The sequence below is a fragment of the Enterocloster bolteae genome, assembly GCF_002234575.2.
Classification (GTDB): domain Bacteria; phylum Bacillota; class Clostridia; order Lachnospirales; family Lachnospiraceae; genus Enterocloster; species Enterocloster bolteae.
Genome location: NZ_CP022464.2, coordinates 1,945,922 through 1,965,836, shown reverse-complemented (window position 1 = coordinate 1,965,836; position 19,915 = coordinate 1,945,922). Strand labels below are relative to the sequence as shown.

19 protein-coding genes are annotated in these 19,915 nt (G+C 43.4%); 2 read left to right on the top strand and 17 right to left on the bottom strand.

Annotated features, from left to right (window positions below):
* Positions 1-35 precede the first annotated feature (35 nt).
* The 5 genes from CGC65_RS09315 to CGC65_RS31725 form a co-directional block, all read right to left on the bottom strand.
* Complete coding sequence (locus tag CGC65_RS09315; protein WP_002565700.1) at positions 36-1,688, bottom strand: hypothetical protein; 1,653 nt, start codon at positions 1,686-1,688, stop codon at positions 36-38.
* 127 nt (positions 1,689-1,815) lie between these two features.
* Complete coding sequence (locus CGC65_RS09310) at positions 1,816-2,490, bottom strand: 3D domain-containing protein (RefSeq protein WP_007036517.1); 675 nt, start codon at positions 2,488-2,490, stop codon at positions 1,816-1,818.
* A 318-nt stretch (positions 2,491-2,808) separates the two neighbouring features.
* A complete protein-coding gene (locus tag CGC65_RS09300) occupies positions 2,809-3,597 on the bottom strand; it encodes a transglutaminase domain-containing protein (RefSeq protein WP_002565702.1) in 789 nt (262 codons plus the stop codon).
* 262 nt (positions 3,598-3,859) lie between these two features.
* Positions 3,860-4,750 carry a tyrosine-type recombinase/integrase gene (locus CGC65_RS09295; protein ID WP_002565703.1) on the bottom strand — a complete coding sequence of 297 codons (891 nt, stop codon included), beginning with the start codon at positions 4,748-4,750 and terminating at the stop codon, positions 3,860-3,862.
* Positions 4,751-5,334: 584 nt separating this feature from the next.
* Positions 5,335-5,481, bottom strand: a complete 147-nt coding sequence (locus tag CGC65_RS31725; RefSeq protein ID WP_007036520.1) for a hypothetical protein — start codon at positions 5,479-5,481, stop codon at positions 5,335-5,337.
* 878 nt (positions 5,482-6,359) lie between these two features.
* Here CGC65_RS31725 and CGC65_RS09285 point away from each other — a divergent pair.
* Together CGC65_RS09285 and CGC65_RS09280 are read left to right on the top strand one after the other, a co-directional pair.
* Positions 6,360-7,778 (top strand): MBOAT family O-acyltransferase, encoded by a 1,419-nt coding sequence (locus CGC65_RS09285; RefSeq protein WP_002565704.1) that lies wholly within the window; start codon positions 6,360-6,362, stop codon positions 7,776-7,778.
* Between the two features lie 17 nt (positions 7,779-7,795).
* Entirely contained in the window at positions 7,796-8,764 is a 969-nt protein-coding gene (locus CGC65_RS09280; RefSeq protein WP_002565705.1) for a GDSL-type esterase/lipase family protein, read from the top strand.
* 624 nt (positions 8,765-9,388) lie between these two features.
* Here CGC65_RS09280 and CGC65_RS09270 read toward each other — a convergent pair.
* The 12 genes from CGC65_RS09270 to CGC65_RS09210 all read right to left on the bottom strand — a co-directional run bounded on the left by CGC65_RS09270 (position 9,389) and on the right by CGC65_RS09210 (position 19,898).
* A complete protein-coding gene (locus CGC65_RS09270; RefSeq protein WP_002571363.1) occupies positions 9,389-10,099 on the bottom strand; it encodes an MgtC/SapB family protein in 711 nt (236 codons plus the stop codon).
* Between the two features lie 17 nt (positions 10,100-10,116).
* Complete coding sequence (locus tag CGC65_RS09265) at positions 10,117-10,995, bottom strand: sigma-70 family RNA polymerase sigma factor (protein WP_002565707.1); 879 nt, start codon at positions 10,993-10,995, stop codon at positions 10,117-10,119.
* Positions 10,996-11,340: 345 nt separating this feature from the next.
* On the bottom strand, positions 11,341-11,907 hold the full coding sequence (locus CGC65_RS09260; protein WP_002565708.1) for a 50S ribosomal protein L25/general stress protein Ctc: 567 nt from the start codon (positions 11,905-11,907) through the stop codon (positions 11,341-11,343).
* Between the two features lie 743 nt (positions 11,908-12,650).
* Positions 12,651-12,797, bottom strand: coding sequence for a hypothetical protein (locus CGC65_RS30940; protein ID WP_007036529.1), 147 nt, complete (start codon positions 12,795-12,797; stop codon positions 12,651-12,653).
* A gap of 52 nt (positions 12,798-12,849) precedes the next feature.
* Complete coding sequence (rpmG, locus tag CGC65_RS09245) at positions 12,850-12,999, bottom strand: 50S ribosomal protein L33 (protein ID WP_002571364.1); 150 nt, start codon at positions 12,997-12,999, stop codon at positions 12,850-12,852.
* 141 nt (positions 13,000-13,140) lie between these two features.
* Positions 13,141-13,236 (bottom strand): uS14 family ribosomal protein, encoded by a 96-nt coding sequence (locus CGC65_RS32695; protein WP_080548689.1) that lies wholly within the window; start codon positions 13,234-13,236, stop codon positions 13,141-13,143.
* A gap of 121 nt (positions 13,237-13,357) precedes the next feature.
* Complete coding sequence (locus tag CGC65_RS09235; protein ID WP_002565709.1) at positions 13,358-14,311, bottom strand: TIGR03943 family putative permease subunit; 954 nt, start codon at positions 14,309-14,311, stop codon at positions 13,358-13,360.
* Positions 14,308-15,867, bottom strand: coding sequence for a permease (locus CGC65_RS09230; protein WP_002565710.1), 1,560 nt, complete (start codon positions 15,865-15,867; stop codon positions 14,308-14,310). The genes CGC65_RS09235 and CGC65_RS09230 overlap by 4 nt, the downstream gene beginning before the upstream one ends.
* Entirely contained in the window at positions 15,864-16,838 is a 975-nt protein-coding gene (locus tag CGC65_RS09225; RefSeq protein ID WP_002565711.1) for a CobW family GTP-binding protein, read from the bottom strand. The genes CGC65_RS09230 and CGC65_RS09225 overlap by 4 nt, the downstream gene beginning before the upstream one ends.
* A 43-nt stretch (positions 16,839-16,881) precedes the next feature.
* On the bottom strand, positions 16,882-18,396 hold the full coding sequence (locus CGC65_RS09220) for a polysaccharide deacetylase family protein (protein ID WP_002565712.1): 1,515 nt from the start codon (positions 18,394-18,396) through the stop codon (positions 16,882-16,884).
* A gap of 10 nt (positions 18,397-18,406) precedes the next feature.
* Positions 18,407-19,204, bottom strand: coding sequence for a metal ABC transporter permease (locus CGC65_RS09215; RefSeq protein ID WP_002565713.1), 798 nt, complete (start codon positions 19,202-19,204; stop codon positions 18,407-18,409).
* Positions 19,191-19,898, bottom strand: coding sequence for a metal ABC transporter ATP-binding protein (locus CGC65_RS09210; protein ID WP_002565714.1), 708 nt, complete (start codon positions 19,896-19,898; stop codon positions 19,191-19,193). Before CGC65_RS09210 ends, CGC65_RS09215 begins: the two co-directional genes overlap by 14 nt.
* Positions 19,899-19,915 lie beyond the last annotated feature (17 nt).

Here is a 19,915-nt window from a genome sequence, read left to right as displayed (position 1 = left end):
TTGTTTCATCTCCTTTGTACATTTTTCATCTCCTTTTAAAAATTCAGCCGCTCTTCCTCCGGCAGACCGTCAATGTCGGGCTCCATGCCCGCAGCCGCAATGAGTCCTCCGGCAAAGTGATCCTCCTTGTTCCCCCTATCATAATGGTAAAATCCGGTTCCTTCCTCTCCTTTTCTCCACCTTGGCTTATCTTCATCCCCGCACCAAGCCACCAAACGATTTCGAATAATAAGCAGGTAACCGCCCTCCTTATCCTTTACAATCTTCTTTTTGCCTTCAATCACTTTCCCCCTGGTGTCCACAACCTGATAATAGGTATCCGCACCATCTTCTACTTTTACAACCCCGTATCCGTATTCCTCATCCGCTTCCAGACGAAGACCATTGATATAATACATGCCCTCTTTTTTCTGAAGCCGATTTCGGTTACCGAACGCCTTTCCGTTGGAGGCAAACCCAAAATGAAACACCCCATCTTCCAGTTCCACCGCGATATCCTTCCCAATCTGCATGGAACCATCGTTAAGTTCATCTGGAGAAAACAGGTACAAATCTGATTTTTCAATACCATATATAGTTCCTTCAATAAAATCCTCTGAGCTCCAGTCATCCACTTCATAACGGGCTACAAACTCAGACTTTCCATCGAAGAGGACAAAACCTGTCTGCATCCTGCCAATCCCGTCAAAAGCATAGGAACGTCCATTGATTTTACGAATACGGTTCCGATATACCTCACCTCTTTCATCTGTATGCCACCAACTGCATTCCTGGTCATAGTAATCTTCCGTATCCAGATTCTCCGATGGATACATCCAAAACCAACTGTCTTTCAGAAGCGCCCCACCGTCATAGCCGGAATAATACCGGGCTGAAACATCGCTGCTGGGATTACTCTTATCTGCATTGCTGATACTGGCCACCTTACTCCACCAGGGAATCATGATGCCATTTTCATCAAAACCATACTTGGCTCCATTGATGGTCTTTTGTCTAAGACGGTCTCCATTGCTCTTAACCTTCTTTGAATGGCTGTCAAAAAAAATCCACATCTTGTCATAATCCGTGTAGTTTCTTCCTGCAACCTCACTGTCCAGGTCGGAACCCCCGATTCCTTCATCGATTTCCCCATAATCCAGCCATTCCCCGGTCAGGAGTCTTCCATCCTCTTTTGCATAATAAACCCCTTCTACAAAAGGGGTGTCTGAATCCTCAATGGGATTCCCTTCCTCGTCAAACCATCCAGATAACATCTTCCCATTTTCGTCAAATATGTAGATACTACCTCCAATGTTCCTTTTAAAGCTGCTGTTCTTACGCCGGTAACCTTTCCCATCTGCACCGAAATAGTACCAGCCCTCTTCAACCCCATCTATGGTAACACTTCCTGCATCTGCATATATCCATGTGTCCTGTACCATTTTCCCTTCTTCATCCACATAGTAAATAGAATCCTTATCCCTGAACACACAATGCTTCAATATGGTTCCGTCCTCCGACAGATAATACCAATAATCCTTTGACTTTTTCCATGTCAGGGTTACCAGCTGGTCGTTCTGGTCATAATATCGCCACTCCTCATTTATCTTGGTCCAGCCTTCTGCCGCCTGTACACTTCCCATCCCCAAAGCAGCTGAAAATCCCACAGACAACGTTAAAGCCATGATTGCTGTCATGCTTTTTCTCATTTCATTCTTTCCTTTCTGCTATTGTATCTATATATAAACTGCTGAGGCCCCCACCACCAGCAGGTAATCTTTCAATTCACAAAACTTCAGATACATTGGCCAGCCCCATCCTTCCATTGCAATCCAATTACGGCACTAAATAAACGTTTATCTTCTGTCTGCCGAACCTCACTGCTTCCTCATGGGTATTGAAATAAATATCTATCACATTTCCCTTCACTAACTTTCCAGTATCTTCCACCACATAGACAATATCATTAATTTCCACTTTGCTCTCCATAGGAAGCACCTCGGGATCTGCCGCAATTGTATGCCCTGCCTTCGGGATTTTCTCTGCCTTAGTCAATCCGCCTTTTAATCCACAGCATTTTTCACAGCCGCAGTAACCAGTCACTTCAAAAATCCCTAAGGGCTCTCCCAAATGTTCCTCTCTAGATTTAATTTTAAAAACCGGCAGTATCTGTCTGCCAAACGCAATGGCGTCTGCATGATTGGAGAAATACAGGCATAATGCTTCCCTGGCTCCAGGCGACACCTTATCTTCCACCCGATATATGTCCGATCCGATTCTAAGCACGTCACCAATCTCAAACCCATTAAGGTCAGCCGCCACGGTCGTTCCTTGTGTCGGAAGTCGTCCAGACCAAGTGACATAGGTGTCCGATCTTCCGATACAGTACTGACAGCCACAGTAGGCCGCCACATCCAATTCCCCTATATATGCTTCCCGGGCTTCATTTTCATCTATTACTGCAAACAATGCATTTCCATTCCAGTTTCCTCGCTGCAAATCATCTGCCAACTGCAGTGCATCTGCGGCTTCTGCACCGTCCTTGGGTACATCTACAGGTGCTGCCGTTCTCTGTTACTTTCTCGGAACCTCCCAGCGCCTCTGTGCTCTCCAAAACCACAGTCAACGGCGGTACCTGAATATAATCTTGAACAGATGCCCCTTCCGAAGCAAAAAAATAAGTTCCTATTCCCACAACAATTGTCAGACCTGCCACTGTCAGATACCGTATCATTTTTCTTCGAATCCGCCGCCGTTTTTTCGCCCTGCGAAACTCAGTCATCTGCTGACGCTTTGGCGAAACTCTCCTATGGCTGAGTCCTCCATTTTCTACAGGAAAGTCCTGTGCATGGGGTCCTCCTCCATTTTCGCCTCCGGCACCAGTTTCCATCGGCGTAGCCCCGCACTCTTGTCCCATGTAATATCGCAATGCTTCCATCCCCCATCAATCCAAACTCGGTTCCAAGCGTGACCCCCGCCGTAGACCGGTTCACAGTCCATACCTGCCATTCTGCATAACATCAGATATGCAGAGACGTACCCCCAACACACGGAACGCCCTTCCATTACAGCCTCGTAAACCGTTTTCCTCTTTAGTTCCGTGTCATATTCCACCTTGCTATAGACCCACTCGTAAAAAAATGAGGCTTTCTCTCTTTCAGCCATGCCGGCTCCTTCCGCTACAATATCGTAAAGCCTGTCCTCTGTCTGCCTATGCTGTATCGCAGCCTGGTGAGGATCGTCACACTGCACATAAACAACAGCCCTGTCCCCCTTCTCTCCCACTGCCAGCCGGATTTCCTGTTTTCCGAGATATATGTAACGGTAAAAATAACGGCCAAATGACAAAGCATCCTCCACTGTACCAAAAACAACTCCTGAATCCTTCCATTCTGACAGTTCCTCGCTGTTTTCAATCAGTTCTAACATTTTATCTCCGCAGACCTCATAATCGGGAATTCTGCCGGTCATTTCCTCAGCATATCTGCCTCTTTTTTCAAACTCTATGTCCTTCATCTGAGTCTGAGCCTGAGCATTCATTCCGCAGGCCGGCAGACTCCATATAACGGCTAAACAAAGAAAAAGAATCAGTAAACATGGCCCATAAACTCTTTTCATAAATAATTCTCCCTTTACAACAAATTTTCTCTTTTGTTGTAAATCTGCTTCAAAATTCAGTGGAAAGAAGGCGAAAACCTAGTAGAAAAAGTTTTTTAGAATCTAAAACTCATAGATGCAAACAATACAAATAGGCCAACCCCAAAAAAATCAGTTGGCCATTTTATTATGTCTAAAAACATAATATTACAATATTTATTAAGAATTTCTGTAGACTTCTTTCGAAATATGTAGTAAAATAATTGTGATTGTATGAATGTTTTTACAACAAAAGAGAAAATTTGTTGTAAAAGTCAAACAATACTTCGAGTTTTTCTAATTGTCTCATATGGTTGCGTCCGCTTTCCATTGTATAAATCCTTGTTGTATTAATATTGCTATGCCCTAATATATCCGCAAGTCTAACCAGGTTTTTTTCCTGTTCATAATAGAGCCTGGCAAACAAATGACGAAAATTATGCGGAAATACCTTATCCCATAATACATCGGCTCCTTCACACAGTTTTTTCATGTTTCGCCATATATTGCTTCTGTCAAGTGCCTTCCCGCTTCTTGTCACAAAGATCATCCCACTGTCAATATGACTTTTCTTTGCGTAGTCCAGCAACATATAACACAAACGGGAAGTCAAGAAAACAGTCCTTATTCTCCCTTTGCATTCAACTTCTGCCCTTCCCTGTTTTACGGCCTCTATAGTAATATAGGGAACTTCAGAAACTCGTATTCCTGTAGCGCATATAGTCTGAAGAAGCATTGCCATTCTTTCATCACCCTTCTTGTAAGCGCATTTCACCAAACGCTTATATTCATCTCTATCTATTTCCCTGCTTTCCGGACAAAATACTCTGCGGCTTACCTTCAAAAATTTTGTCCGGCAATCCTGCCATGCATTATGCGTCAAAAATCCATTGACTGCTGCCAGTGCACTGTTGACCGTCACCGGAGCCATTCTCTCTCTCAGTATTCCTTTCCACATAATTACATCTCTTTTCTCTACACTCTTCCCATTCATGTATTGCATAAATAGCAATAAATAATGCTTGTATTGTTTAATAGTTCCACTGCTTTTCTCACATCCATAAAGCCATTCGCAATATCTGTTAACAGATTCCTGCGTAACAATTCGTTTTACCAGCCTTCCATTTCTTTTCATCAAATTCTGCTCCTTACATTATATGGTTTTTATAATTATTTATAGTGCCCTGATTATAGACGATTATCCTTATTGCTAAACAAAAAATGACTGTTCCTTTTAAGCACCCTGTAAGAAGTAAACATTTTTAAAAATAATAAAAGTTTGTTTTCTTCATAGCTATAGTATTAATCTTTAATCAATATAAAAGTTGCCACAAAATCACCAAAATAGTTCATTGAGTTATACCTAGCTCTATACACAAAAAAATCAGAAAGAACTCTCACTTTTACAGAGCTCCCCTGATTTTTGGAAACATTATTAATCATCTTCCTTTCACAATCTCATAATATACGTATGACTTTTATGATGCTTGTGCCTCGTACTGTGCAATTTTTTAATACTTCATGATGATCTGAATTAAAAGATGTTCCATGTCAATAACAATTTATATTAGATTTTCTCATTATAAAAATAGACATCTTACAATTGATATGTAATTCTATCACACAGGAAGTCTATTTTTAATTTTTTACAAATATCTGAATTTTATCTGTTAAATTAACAATGTGTCCGCTTTCATTTTTCAATCTTTATTTTTCCTTTCAATTCTCCCTCATCCTATTTTCCGATTGAAAGCACGGATAAACGTATCCTTCCTCAGGCTTCCTGGATACTTCAATGCTCTGAGCCTTTAAAATCAGGGACTCTCCATCCTCGCTGATTTCAAATGCGCCTGTTACCGTCACCATTTAGTCTTCTTTGAATGTCACTTCACTGTCCATCAGAAAACTCATTGGGCTTAAATCCGCGGCACAGCAGCACCACATGGACAGACGGACCAGGGCAAGATCGCATTTTAGGGATATCCGTAGTACGGAAGACAAATCCTTTTATTACAACGGTATAACCTTCTTACTTTTCATAACAATCACTCAATTCATAGATCCGTGTGTAGTAATCTCCATCTGCAATCGTAATGTTTTTTCTACCTCATCCAGACCTTTTAAGTCATACCATGGATTTTCTTCTCTGGAAGACTGTCTGCTATCATCTTCTGGATATGCATCGTTTTCGCTGTATCCCTCCATTTCTGTATTTTCCCCGTCCGGCAGCCCTGAACCTGATTCTCCATCGGATAGCGGCCTCTGGGATTCGCCTCCTTCCGCCGGCAATATCTGTCTTACTTCTGCCCCTCCCCATCCTCAAAAAATTCCAAGGAATAGGTGACACTGCCAGAAGATGCCAACAGCTCCATCCAGGCACATAGGTTCAGCATATGTGTCGTTGCGTATCGCAAGGAGAAGAACCTTGTAGCAATACCTGCGCTGGCCGATTGAGCACTGGTTTGAGGAATGCTAAAACTATCTTGATATAAGCCATTATAATGGTTGCATTTATACAGAATAGGCACATCATACAGCGCATTTGTTTACCACATAAATGCAGCGGTTGATAAAAGGGCAACTGATAGTGCCCATAGCAGTCTGGCTATTGCACAGTATGATAGAGTACACAGCTGTTCGCTGTAATATTATATAAAAATTTACATTTTAATGAAACTTTTTTAACTCTCGCTCCATCTAATATAAATGAGTTACCCATACTGTACTTACTGGAGGAATGAAAAATGGTTTTCAGCAGCCTTGTTTTCCTATTTCACTTTCTGCCCCTGTTTTTACTGTTGTACTATATATGTCCCGCAAAATGGAAAAACGCCGTTCTGTTTGCCGGCAGCCTTATATTCTATATTTACGGCGTAAAAAATGAGCCCTGGTACTTTTTCTTATTTCTGCTATCCGTCCTGGTAAATTACCATATTGGCCTCCTTCTGGGACGGCGCAGATGGCTTGAACACCGGAAAAAATGGCTGATATTCGGACTCTGCTATAACCTGATCTGGTTGTTCCTATTTAAATATTCCGGCTTTTTTGCAGGAAATCTAAATTGGATCTTTAAAAAAATGGGAATTGGATTTTCCATCCAGATTCCGGAGTTTCCATTACCTGTCGGAATCAGCTTTTACACCTTTCAAGCCATCTCCTACCTCGCTGATGTTTATAGAAAGGATGTTCTTCACGAAACTTCCTTTATCAACTATGGCACGTATATCACCATGTTTCCACAGCTAATTGCTGGTCCTATCGTCACTTACGCTTCCGTACGTAAGCAAATCCACCAGCGTAGCCATTACCTAAAAAATGTTGAAAACGGTTTGCGGGAATTTACGATTGGTCTGGGGCTCAAAGTTCTTCTAGCCAACCAGGTTGGGCGGCTGTGGAGCCAGGTAGGGGCCATTGGCTACGAAAGTATTTCAACTCCTTTTGCCTGGCTGGGTCTGGCCGCATTCAGTTTTCAGATTTACTTTGATTTTTATAGCTACTCCCTGATGGCAAAGGGACTTGGACAGTTGATGGGATTTTCTCTGCCGGACAATTTCAACTATCCGTATCTATCCCTGTCCATGACCGAATTCTGGCGTAGATGGCACATGACTCTGGGCGGTTGGTTCCGGGATTACATCTATATCCCACTGGGCGGTAATCGCTGTGGCAAAGCCACAACGATTCGCAATATGCTAGTGGTCTGGCTACTGACCGGATTATGGCACGGGGCAAGCTGGAATTTTATCCTATGGGGAAGTGTCATTTTCCTGCTCATGCTCATCGAGAAGATGGGGCTGAAACATTTACTGGACGGCTGTCCCCTAATCGGCCATCTCTATATGATAATGGCCATCCCGCTGACCTGGTTGAGCTTTGCAGTGACGGATCTGGTACAGATGAAAATTTATCTTCTACGCCTGTTCCCCTTTCTCGCTCCTGAAAAACAGTCTCTTTATTTTGCGGGAGATTTCCTGAAATATGGCCGGATTTATGTGCTGTCCTTGACTCTCAGCCTAATCTTTATAACACAGCTGCCTCGTAAACTCTATAAACAGTGGAAGCGCTCCTTTCTGACTGCGGTAATCCTACTAGCCGTTTTCTGGCTCTGCGTTTACCTTATAAAAATGGGCGCGGACGATCCATTTTTGTACTTCAGATTTTAAATTAGGAGATTACAACTATGAAGAAATACTGGTATACCTTACTTCTGGCTTTCAGCCTTCTTATATCAGCCATCATATCTACATTACCCGCCTCCGTTTACGGCATTGTTACCTCTGTCTTCGTCCGGGTATGTAGCAATGGTCAGGAAATGATTGAAAATATCGATGCAGAACTTTCTGCCGTAAAACACGACCACCCGGAAACAAGCCAAACTGAAAATACACATCCGGAGGAGCCGGCTATTCATGATACTGCTCATGTAGTTCCAAAACATTCTGCCCATAAAAATGATTCCTCAGAAAGCGTTTCCATGGAAGCTTCTTCTTTCGACAGCATAGACACCACATCGGAACCCGCAACTTCTGCACCGCAAACTCCCGCTGCTACCTCTGTGGGGCCCAGCTATATCCCTCCAAACCCTGACTTTACCAGCACCCTGTTCATTGGCGACTCCAGAACTGTGGGGCTTTTCGAATATGGTGATTTAGGAAACGCCGAGATTTTTGCCAACTCTGGAATGAGTGTGTTCAACCTGTTTGAATCCACCGTAAAGACCAAAAGCGGCTTAAAACAAAATCTGGAGGAAGTCCTTTTCCAACAACAATACCACACCATATATCTGATGCTGGGCATCAACGAACTGGGCTACGATTACAACAGTATTATCCGTAAATACCAGTCTGTCGTGGATACCATCAAGGCCCGTCAGCCGAACGCTATGATTGTGTTGGAGGCCAACCTCCACGTAACTGCCGAAAAATCCGCCTCCAGCAATACCTATACCAATGAAAAAATCAACCAGATAAACAGTGGCATCAGAGCTATCGCAGAAAACAGCGATTGCTGCTATATCGATGTCAATGACATTTTCGATGATGAAAACGGTGCTCTGAAGACCACCTATTCCACTGATGGTTCCCACGTGCTCGGAAAGTATTACTCTGTCTGGACAGATTGGTTAAAAGGGAAGTCCCCGGACGTCTAAACCTGTTTACCAAAAAGAAAATCTTATGTTACACTGTAGAAAGTATAAAAATACAAGAAAGCATCCCATAAAACAAACTTCCTTCGGCACTTTCATGTCCACCGCCCCTCACTCATGAGGGGTGTAGGAGTTTCTTTTTTCCAACTAAAAAAAGCCGTTTCTCCCCTTCCTATAGGAACATATATAACCTAAAATGGGCTTTTCGTATGTCCTATAAACTGTTTTCCAGCTTCCATCGGCCCTGTGTTTTTACTATTCGTAAAAACTCCGCGTGTCTCAACTGCCTGTTTCGTGCTGCCAGGAATGTTATTCTATGCATGTTTTTTAACTTATTAAATGCGCAAACTTTATCCCCGGCTTATCTTCCCTCTCCATATCTTCGAGTGAAATTCAAAATGTAATCCCCCACATCCATGCTCTTATTTCTGAAGGTGGTTTAAACAGCTTCACCGCTTGGCCCCCTCATACTCATTCTAATTATGGCCTCCTATAAGGTTCTTTGGGCAATCTCCCCTTACAGTTACCTAGAAAGACCTGTCATTGCCTTTTCTAGGATTTTGATGCCTATAGTAGAGATAGGCTTTCGTCCAAAAAAAGAAAAAGCCACTCAATAAAGGAACTTTTCTAAGCAATTTCTTTGACATATTCTATCCCTTCAATTTCGTTTAAATGGTTTAAAACTTCTTGATGATTTACTTTTTTTACTAAATCCAACGAAAAAATAAGAACGCCCAAATCCTTATCCAGAGTTTTTATCTTGCTTCTTTGCATCTCAAACACGTCAAACCCTCGTTTTTCTATATAATCTACCAGATTACGAAATGAAAATTCTATATTATGCTCTATATAAATCTCCATACTTCTAGCATGCTGTTTAATATAAACATCTATTTTTTTTAATAAAACAAGTGCAAACACTGTAAATAAGATTCCAATAAATGCACCCGAATAAAATCCAGTTCCAACAGCCAATCCCAATGATGCTGCAACCCATAAACCGGCTGCTGTAGTTAACCCTCTGATTTCATTTTGTCTTGTCACGATAATAGTACCAGCCCCTAAAAAACCGATTCCGCTTATAACCTGTGCCCCAAATCTTGTTGGATCACTCCCCGGTATAACTGTAGTAATATATTGATTTGTTAACATATAAATTGTCGCCCCTACTGAAACAAGAACATAGGTCATAAATCCTGCTGGTCTATTTTTTATTCCTCTTTCTGCTCCAAGAATTCCTCCAATACAAAGAGAAACAAATATTCGAAAAATGATAGCAGCTACTGTTAATTCGCCTGTTACAGTAATCTTATGAAAGAAAAACTTCATAATCTCCATATTTCTCCCCCTTCAGTCTATCCCAAAATAAACTCTCTCAAATATCGGCTTCTATTTGGATGTCTTAACTTTCTTAATGCTTTCATCTCAATCTGCCGTATTCTTTCTCTTGTCACACCCATTTGCTTTCCAACTTCTTCCAAGGTATGCGGATTCTGACCATTTAATCCGAACCGCAAAGCCAAAATTGTCTGTTCACGAGGTCTCAAGCACTCCATTTGACGACTAATTTCCCTCTGCATAGCATTTTCCATTGCCTGTTCCTCTATTGATGGGGTAAGTGTATCTTCAACAAAATCTCCCAGAGTAGCTTCTTCCCCCACTGGGGTCTCAAGTGAAATCGTATGGTTCATATTCATAAGTATCTTTTCTATCTTACCCTCTGAAAATCCGGTGATATCTTTTAATTTCTCTGGTGTAACAATATCATTCTGCTGCATGATTTCATGTGTTGCTCTTTTTACTTTTTGTATATCTTCACAAAAATGTACGGGTAAGCGTATTGCTTTATCCAAAACTGAAATTGCTCGTGTGATTGCCTGCTTAATCCACCATGATGCATAGGTTGAAAAACGAAATCCGAGTTCAGGATTATATTTTTCAACAGCTTTTATCAATCCTAGATTTCCTTCTTGAATTAAATCTAATAATGTCAATGATTGTGTATATGTAACATATTTTTTAGCCTGATTGATTACTAACCTCAAATTAGAGGAAATCATTTTCTGCCGTGCTTCATCACTGCCTTCCTGTATCAAATATGCAAGTTCTATTTCTTCTTCTTTTGTCAATAGAGGACCTACTCCAGCCTGCTTTAAATACCATTGAACAGAATCTGTCTCTATCTCATATACATTATCCACTTTTGCTTTCTCCAAAGTCTTTTCCTGTTTCAATCCTTTTCCTCCTTCCACTCTCAGTTATCCATAAATCGCTGTATGTCTTCTTTGTTATATTCATTTTAAGAAGCAATTCAAAATAGAAATCCACATAATTCTGTGCCTGTGCAGCAATACATCGTGCCTGCAACAATTGCATTACATAAAGAGATTTTGTTTTTAAATTTATGTAAGAAATAAAAAGAAGAACTTTTTCAACACAAAAGCATAGCAAAAGTTCTTCTTTTTTTCTTTATGTGTGTTGAACACGTTAAATGTTATACGAATTATGTCAATCTATTCGTAATCACGCCATTTCCAAATTTTTATGAATCATCTACCGCCCCAAGAGTTCCATAACAATTACTCCGCTTCCTTAACTTCAACATGGTGTTTTCTCTCGCTGACACGAAGTACAATTTCTTCTGAATCAACCTTTAATTCTATCTTATCACTCATAAGTTCCGGAATATCTTTCACAGTCAAAATAGTTCCAACCGTAATACCATCCAAATCTACTGTTATCGTGTCAATCATATCTCCAGGTAATGAAGCGTATGGTATCTCCATGAGCATCTTATCAAGCTGTCCTGGTATTTTGTCATCATTTACAAGGAGAATATGAATGACACTGTTCACCTTTTCATCTGCTGTTAGTGCTTGAAAACTGATATGCTGAATTTGTCCTTTAATTGTATCTATTTCTTTTTCTTTAATCTGAACCGGCAGTCCGGTTCCCTCTAAGTCCAGCATAAGTTTACTTCCCTCACGTTTCTGGTGAAGCAGTCTGCGAGCATCACTTTCTTTTAACTGAATTGAAATCGGATCTGGCAGGGACTTTCCGAATACATTGGCCGGAATGAATCCCAGACGTCTTAATTTTTTTGCCTTAATGGCGCCTTCTCTTCTCTGAACACAAATTGTTTCCATTGTTTTTCCCTCCTGATTTTAAATTTTTTGTTTTCCTCAAACGATTTCTTAAAAACAAAATCTAAAGAATATAACAAAAAGAAGAGCCTTTTCATATGGCACCAAAGTGTAATATCAAAAGCCCTTCTTTTTAGACGGTTCTTTTCTATAAGATTTTGTTGGATTGAGTATAGCATACTATCCAGAAAAAAGCAACTTCACTAAATTTCAAATCTTATTTAAAATAGCTCCATCAGTTGTTCATAGTTTGGAATATCTATAGCAAAACCGCCACAATCCTTATATCCGATTTCTTTCACCTCCCTCGTATAATATTTTGTAAGCAAGAAAAACAGCTTACAGACTTAATCCTTTTTTGTTAGACAGAAAGGACAAACTAAACATTGTCAAGCTGACCTTTACCAGCGGTGTGAATCAGGCATCGGAGGAATACACTCCGCATCTGGAAGTAGAACGTTGTCCACTGTGCGGCATTGCAACTGAATGAAAATGGTGTATGCCCTAAGTATGGTTACAAGAATTACGCATCCATTTAGGAGGGCCAGCATTGCTTGCCCTCCTCAGACTGTAGACAAAGCGGCTCTGGGATTTGCATCCCAGAGCCATTTTTCTTTTATTAACCGAATTGTGTAAAATAGACCTTGTGACTGGGCCTTCTTCCTCCAGGAGTCCCCATTTGACCTTAATCTTCGCCAGCTTTTAAGATTCATGAAGGCAAATGTAAGCCCGACTTTCATTTCCATTCAGGCTTTTCCAAACATCTGCATATACCAGAATTCATGATTCTCCTTTGCACTTGCGCTCCCCCGTTCAATGGTTTCTTTTCTTAGCGAATATAATTCTTTCATCCCAAATGTATGACAAATATCTTTACACGTTTCCATCTTCATAATAACGACTTCGCCTGAAATATTGTACTAAAAGCAAAAACAATCCAACGTTTTATTTTGTTTCTTTATGAAGCAAATATTTCCGAAGCCTCGGACAATATTTCATTACCTCCATCCGTTCCGGGTGCTTCTGCTTATTTTTAGTTGTTGCATAGGTTCTGTCGTGGCACTCCATACATGCCAATGTTACCTTGACTCTCATGAGCACATTTTCCTTTCCGGATTTCACACCGTCAAATGTTTATTTTTTTATCCATAAATCTCCTTTAGTTTTCCAACTTGCTTTCCAGATTCGCGACAGTCCGCCTCTGTAGACCAGTTTCTAAAATACAATCTGTCCTCTTTATTTGAGCAGATATCTATGATAATGGCCGGTAATCCGGCAGCGGTTATGCAGCCGGATCGGGGAGGCATTCTTTGGGAGGCTGATTAATGCCACATGGTTCCCCCTCCTCTTTTAATTTCTGGCACAGTTTCCTGTATTGCTCCACTGTATTCTGCTCCTGTTTTACTTTTCAATCTTTGATTTTCATTTTAATTCTACTTCATCGTTGCTTTTATTAAAAATATGGATAAATATATTCTTCTTCGGGTTTTTCGGCCGCTTCTATATTTTGGGCCTTTAAAATCAGAGATGCTCCATCCTCGCTGATTCCAAATGTACCCTTTACCGTCACCCAGTCGTCATCCTTGAATGTCACTTCATTGTCACTATCCACCAGAAAACCAATTGGGCTTAGATCCGCGGCACAGCACCACATGGACAGCCGGACCAGGGCAAAATCGCACTTTTTTTGAATGTCTGGAGCACGGTAGACAAACCCTTTCATTACAATGGTATAGCCTTCATACTTTTCATAAAAGTTACTCAGTTCATACATCCATGTGTAGTAATCTTCATCTGCAATCGTAATGGTTTTTTCCGCCTCGTCCAGACCATTTAAGTCATACCATGGATTTTCTTCTCCGGAGGACTGTCCGGTATCATCTTCTGGATAAGCATCAGTTCCGCTGTATCCATCCGTTTCTGTATTTTCCCCGTCCGGCAGCCCTGAACCTGATTCTCCATCGGAGAAAGGCCCCCTGGATTCTCCTCCGGCCGCAGGCAATGTCTGTCTCACAGTACTCCCCGCTGTCTGCCGCCCCGGATTTCCCGCCATCTGGCCGCCGCCATTTCCGGAACTCATGGAAAAACCGGAGCTCTCATAGCTTCTGACCATACTGCTCCCCCTAGGATCGGCCGGATGGAAGACAAGCAGCAGAATCGGGATAATAAAAACAAAAGAACGGGCCATCTTTACCCGATACCGGGGTGTCAGTAAGTACCTTCCTGTAAACACCGCCCATAAAAACATTAAAGCAGACATGCCGTAAAGATACGGCTTCATCCTTGGAGTCACATAATTTAAATACCCGCCTGAATAAGTAAGCTGAAACAACAGGTATCCAAACAACAGATAACAGATACATTCTGTCAATACCTGAAGGTTGATTCCTTTTCCCCGCAGCGTCATATTCTGATTCCTCCGCTTCCCCCTGTCATAAATACACCTATCACAAGAAAACAGACAAGAAATGTGGTTGCAAAAAGACGAATAACAAAACTGGATTTAAAACCTGAAAGCAACATGGCAGCATTTTTGATGTCCATCATAGGGCCGAACACCAAAAATCCCAGGACAGCCCCCACCGGAAGGCTCCCGGCCATACTTCTGGCCACTACCGCATCGGAGGAGGAACAGAGGGACAACACAAAGGCCAACCCCATCATCACCAGAAGCGCTTTCCACGGCGCCGCGGCGCCGCCTGCGGCAACTGCCCGTGGAATCATATCCTGAAACAAGGTGGATGCAAAGATTCCGGTAAGCAGGAATTTGCCCACTGAGAAAAATTCATTCTGCGCGTGCTGCATCATCAGAGAAAAACGGGACAACTGAGTCCTCTTTTCTACCAGAAGGCTGTAATCCCCACACGCCGCCTGGATAGGCATGGCATCTTCCACCAGATAATTCACAGGCGGTTTAAAAAGATAGGTCAATCCACAGAGTACAGAGCACAATATACCCAGGCCGCATCTGGCCGCGATAATCTTGTAATTGCCATTAAACGCATACCAGGTGGAGAGGATGACTACCGGATTAATCACCGGGGATACCAGCATAAAGGTCACAGCAGCCGGTATGGGTACCCCCTTTTTGACCAGACCTTTGAATACAGGAATGGATGCACAGTCGCATACCGGCAAGCAAAAACCGGCCAGCACTGCAAAGAGCTGGCCAGCCAGAATTTTTCTGGGGAATCTTCTCTGAATCCAGTCTGGCTTTAAATAAACCTGAATCAGGGAGGAAAGCAGGACACCAACAGCCAAAAAGGGCGCTGCCTGCAGAAAAACCCCAAGGAATATGCTTATATACCGTTCTGGCAAAGCCCCCGCATCATTTAGCATGGAAAAAGCTGCCATATACAACATGACCGCAGTCAGAAGCATCAGGAACCAATGCCGAGGCTTCATACCGAAACGGAACAAGGCGCGTACAAAACGGTTCCAGCTGGTATAGACCTGGATATCTGGGTTGCAGCCATAAAGAACATCCATGCCATTCCGAGATTTCCGATTCCCCTTCAGTCTCACGTAAGCACAGTCGCAGCCCGCAATCTGTGAAAATGTTGCCACTCCTGCATCTGGAATCCTGGTCTTAAAGCTGGCTCCCTCCGCTGCATAAACCACCTTTTCAATACTCAGCACTGCTTTTGCAGAAAACTGGAGAAGCATTTTCTCCAGTTTATGGAAATGCTCCATCCCGTTCCATTCAATCAGAATTAAATCAGGTCTGTGTTTATCAATGTAGTGAATGATGGTATCGGCAATGCCGAATGGACTCTGTTCCAACTGGCTCTTGGAGAATGCCAGTTTCTTCACACGTTCTTGTTCTATCAGAGGTGTTTCGCCTGATTCAAACTGGATGACCAGGATATCCAGTTCATCCAGTTCCTGTTCAGCCAACTGGTTGATGAGCGTGGTCTTTCCCGAATCCAGCAGTCCAGTTATGACCCATACCGGTGTTGTCATGTTGTTTCCTCTCTGAATAATGTATGTATCTGCTGTTCATCCAGGCCGGTGCCTATGAAGCAAACCTGGTTCCCAACTATGTTTGCGGGTTCAATGCTTAAACTACCAGGCAGATAGTGGAATACCAATCCCCGGCGTCCATCTGCCACAATCCCTTTTCCTCGGAGGATTTCCCCCTCTGCATGTTTCACAACATGCAGAATCTTTTTCCCCAGCCGCTCCTCCGTAATGGGTTCTTTCCACTCAATAGTAACAGAAGAAAAGACATCCCTGGCGAAGTGACGCCTGATAAAACCGGTTCTACGGGATGGTTCCCTGCAGCTGCGAATCCGCACAGGTTTCATAGAGACCGCTGCTTCCATTTCTAGCTTAAAAATGTTGCTGTTTCGCGGGCCATACCGGAATACAGATGCAGGAATGGATTCCCAAAAATCCGCCTCGACTCTGGCTTCAGGATTCATTTCCTGAATTTTAATCTTAACCGATTGAATTTCCTGCCCCCCTTCCTCTTGGTGACTTAGCAGTATCAAATCAGCATAAGCAATCTGATCCTCAAAAAATCCCCCGTAATTTTTTCTATATTTATCAAATGACCGTATATCCACCACGGTTATTGTCCTTTTCAGATGGATAAGGCCCCTGTCCTCCTGTTTTAAACAGATTTTAATCAGATCGGATAATCTGACCACGCCGGATGGTTCCACCAATACGGCATCCGGTATGTAGTCCTTTAATATGCGTTCCATCGCTTTCTCAAAGTCTCCGGTCAGACTGCAGCAGATACACCCATCGCTTAAACTGGTAACCGCCAAGTTGCATTCCTTGAGCAGCCCGGCATCAATCCCGGCCTCCCCAAAGTCATTTTCAATCACAACCAGTTTCTTGTTCTTGAACGCGGAATGCACCATGGTTTTAATCAGTGTCGTCTTTCCCGCTCCTAAAAAGCCAGATATCACATAAACATCCGTCATATACACTCCTTTCTGCCGGCCGCTTCCAACCAACCGGTATTGCTTACTTCCATCCAACCGGTGTTGGCCTGCGCGCATCAAATACCGTATTCACATCAATTAAGTCGGACAGCCTATTTGCACCGCAGCCATAATCCATCCACAGCCGGTAGCCGTCCAGGTTCCGTCTGGCCTGCCGGAGGAACTGGCCTCCTGTTTCCACCCAATATGGTCTGGAATCCACATTACAGAAGTACCTGAAGCCCAGGCTCTGCAAGTATCGGTATTTTTCATTTTCTTCCGTATAGGGCCTCCAGTCCCCCACATCGGATCCAAAGGGATAAATCATGATGTCGCAGGGATCGGGAAGCAGAGGAGCCACATTCTTTTCCCATCGCTCAATATCTGCTTTCATATGTTCAAGGTCAATTTTCCCGTAATCCCGATGTCCCCAGGAGTGGGAAGCAAACTCATAACCATCCTCTTTCAGTGCCTGTGTTAGTTTTTTTACATAGGCCCGGTCTTCCTCGATATTGGGATTTGGTTTCATGTCTGGATCATAGTTTGGAGAAGCCGGATCGTACGTTTCATCGGTGCGGTATCCCAGGACACCGTTATATCCAGTCAGGGCCAAGATTGCCTTGGCCCCTCTGTAGCTAAAATCCGGATGTTCCTCCACGAAACGGTCGAGAATGGGAACTAAGTCATATTCCCCAATCCAGACAGTTCCATCCTGATCCATGTATTCGCAAACTGGTTTCCCACGATCATCCAAAAGTATTTTACGCGCGCAGCCAGACCCCTCCATGTATTCATAGTAATTGACATCATCCTGGCTCATAACAAATGCTTTTTTGCCCGGGGGAAGCAGGATTTTCTTCGCTCTCATCTGTTCCATCCCTGTTTCGTCCTCACTCACCTCCGCCAAATCGTGAATGCCGACCAGCACATAACCTCTCTGATACATCTGAGTCAGGATCGCTTCAAATTCCGGAACCGTGGTCATCACAGAATTGTAGCCCTTGCCCTGGGCTGTGTCTAGAAATGTCCTTCCTGGGTCTTCTACCAGAATATGAAAGAATATATGGGTAATCTGGTAAATGTCCTGTTCCACCAGAGTTTTCTTTACCGCTTCAATATCAGAAAGTTTTTCCCCAATCCTCGGATCTTCCTTATCAGCCCCGTTTCCTACAAGCAGCTCCACAGCCCTGTCATAGTCATACTGGGAAACGGCTCTATCCACCTGGGCCAGCAGTTCATCCGTCTTGTCAAATAAGGATAGTGAAGCTTTCTCACCAGGAGATGACGAAGCTTCCTTGCCAGAAGCCGAAGCTGACTCTGCGGCAGATGCCGTGGTCGATATTTCCCTATCACCCAGAAGTATTCTCATTTTAAACAACAGACCGCCTGTAGCCAGCAGGCAGACGCAAATTATAGCCAGGCAGAGGTATCGGTTCTTACCTCTTCTTAGGCCTATCCTTCTCTGTAGTCTCCCTCTAACTGTTCTTTTAATATACAAATCCCTGCCGCAATATTTCCCTACTGTTCCGTACTGCTTTTTTCTCTTTTGCAATTTCATATAATTATTTTCATCTCAGAATTCTCTTTCCTACAAACACTAGTATCAAAACCAATACTCCCACTAGCACAATCGTGCCGCCCGGCTTCAATCCCAGGTAGTACGCAGCGAACAAGCCTGTAATCATAAACAGAATATCCAGAACCACCGCCAAAATAAGCGTCTGACGGTAACTCGTTCCAAACTGCATGGCGCAGGCCACGGGAACCACCATCATGGATGAGACGATGAGAGCCCCCACCGTCCTTGCAGCGACAGAAACTGTCACCGCGATTAAAACAGTAAACAGAAAGTTCACTGTCTTTACGGGCACCCCGGCCAGCCTGGCGCTTTGTTCGTCCAGAGACACATAAAACAGTTCTTTGTACATAAGCAGAAACATAAGCAGAACCGCCATGCTGACGGCGATTACCAGATACAACTCCCCGTTACTGATTGCCACAATACTTCCAAACAGGAAGCTGTTGAAATTGGCTGCATTTTTAATAAATCCTGACAAAACGCCCGCCAGGCCAATCCCGGCAGACATAATGATAGCAATGGACATTTCCGAAAATCTGGGAATCTTCCTGCGTATCGCCTCAATCCCAATAGCGGCAACCACGCAGGCAGCCGCAGCGGTCAAGACAGGATTCAGCCCCAGGAGCAGCCCGGCCGCCACCCCAGCCAGCGAGGTATGGGACAGGGCGTCCCCAATCATGGACAGACGCTTACATACAATCACTAGCCCGATACACGGGATGATGGCCGCCAGAAGAATGCCCACAATAAAGGCCCGCTGCATGAACGCATATTCAAAGATTTCCATGCTCTCCCTCCTCTCTGCCTGGCTGGACCAATTTCATCTTCTCATCTTCTAAAAGCCAGATATCGTCTGCATAAGCCATGAGCCGTTTCCGATCATGAGTTACAATCCAGATGGTCACCCCCTGCTCCCGGTTAATCTGATACAGCAGCCGGTAAAATAAGGTAGTACTGTCTTCGTCCATACCGGAAGTGGGTTCATCCAGCAGCAAAAGCCGCGGGGCGTTTATCAGCGCCCTTGCCAGCAGGACCCTCTGTTGCTGCCCTCCGGATAGTCGGCCAATCAGCCGTTTTGCAAAATCTCCCATACCGACTTGATGCAGCACACGGCGAACCTGCTCCCTCTCCCTTTTTCCGGCAAACCGGAACTTTCCAATTTGGGTGTATAGACCTGCTTGGACAAACTCCTCTACGGAAGCGGGAAAATTCTGACAGGATGCCATACCGTTTTGGGAAACGTAGCTGATCTTCTTCCAGTCTTTAAACTGCCGAATCTCCTGCCCCAGAAGTTCAATCTTACCTGTTTGTCCACTTAGCGGAAGTTCCCCCAGCATGAGCTTTATCAGGGTGCTTTTTCCTGCCCCGTTTGGTCCCAATAGAACCGCAAATCGGCCCTCGGGAACAGTAAAATTGATATTCTTTAATATCTGGGTATTTCCATAGGAAAAATCCAGTCCTTTCACTGCAATGACATCCATCATCAGTACTCCTGTTC

Coding starts and splice junctions, on each gene's coding strand:
- CGC65_RS09315 (WP_002565700.1), bottom strand. CDS start 1,688: ATGAGAAAAAGCATGACAGCAATCATGGCTTTAACGTTGTCTGTGGGA.
- CGC65_RS09300 (WP_002565702.1), bottom strand. CDS start 3,597: ATGAAAAGAGTTTATGGGCCATGTTTACTGATTCTTTTTCTTTGTTTA.
- CGC65_RS09295 (WP_002565703.1), bottom strand. CDS start 4,750: ATGAAAAGAAATGGAAGGCTGGTAAAACGAATTGTTACGCAGGAATCT.
- CGC65_RS31725 (WP_007036520.1), bottom strand. CDS start 5,481: ATGGTGACGGTAACAGGCGCATTTGAAATCAGCGAGGATGGAGAGTCC.
- CGC65_RS09285 (WP_002565704.1), top strand. CDS start 6,360: ATGGTTTTCAGCAGCCTTGTTTTCCTATTTCACTTTCTGCCCCTGTTT.
- CGC65_RS09280 (WP_002565705.1), top strand. CDS start 7,796: ATGAAGAAATACTGGTATACCTTACTTCTGGCTTTCAGCCTTCTTATA.
- CGC65_RS09270 (WP_002571363.1), bottom strand. CDS start 10,099: ATGGAGATTATGAAGTTTTTCTTTCATAAGATTACTGTAACAGGCGAA.
- CGC65_RS09260 (WP_002565708.1), bottom strand. CDS start 11,907: ATGGAAACAATTTGTGTTCAGAGAAGAGAAGGCGCCATTAAGGCAAAA.
- CGC65_RS30940 (WP_007036529.1), bottom strand. CDS start 12,797: ATGAAGATGGAAACGTGTAAAGATATTTGTCATACATTTGGGATGAAA.
- rpmG (WP_002571364.1), bottom strand. CDS start 12,999: ATGAGAGTCAAGGTAACATTGGCATGTATGGAGTGCCACGACAGAACC.
- CGC65_RS09235 (WP_002565709.1), bottom strand. CDS start 14,311: ATGACGCTGCGGGGAAAAGGAATCAACCTTCAGGTATTGACAGAATGT.
- CGC65_RS09230 (WP_002565710.1), bottom strand. CDS start 15,867: ATGACAACACCGGTATGGGTCATAACTGGACTGCTGGATTCGGGAAAG.
- CGC65_RS09225 (WP_002565711.1), bottom strand. CDS start 16,838: ATGACGGATGTTTATGTGATATCTGGCTTTTTAGGAGCGGGAAAGACG.
- CGC65_RS09220 (WP_002565712.1), bottom strand. CDS start 18,396: ATGAAATTGCAAAAGAGAAAAAAGCAGTACGGAACAGTAGGGAAATAT.
- CGC65_RS09215 (WP_002565713.1), bottom strand. CDS start 19,204: ATGGAAATCTTTGAATATGCGTTCATGCAGCGGGCCTTTATTGTGGGC.
- CGC65_RS09210 (WP_002565714.1), bottom strand. CDS start 19,898: ATGGATGTCATTGCAGTGAAAGGACTGGATTTTTCCTATGGAAATACC.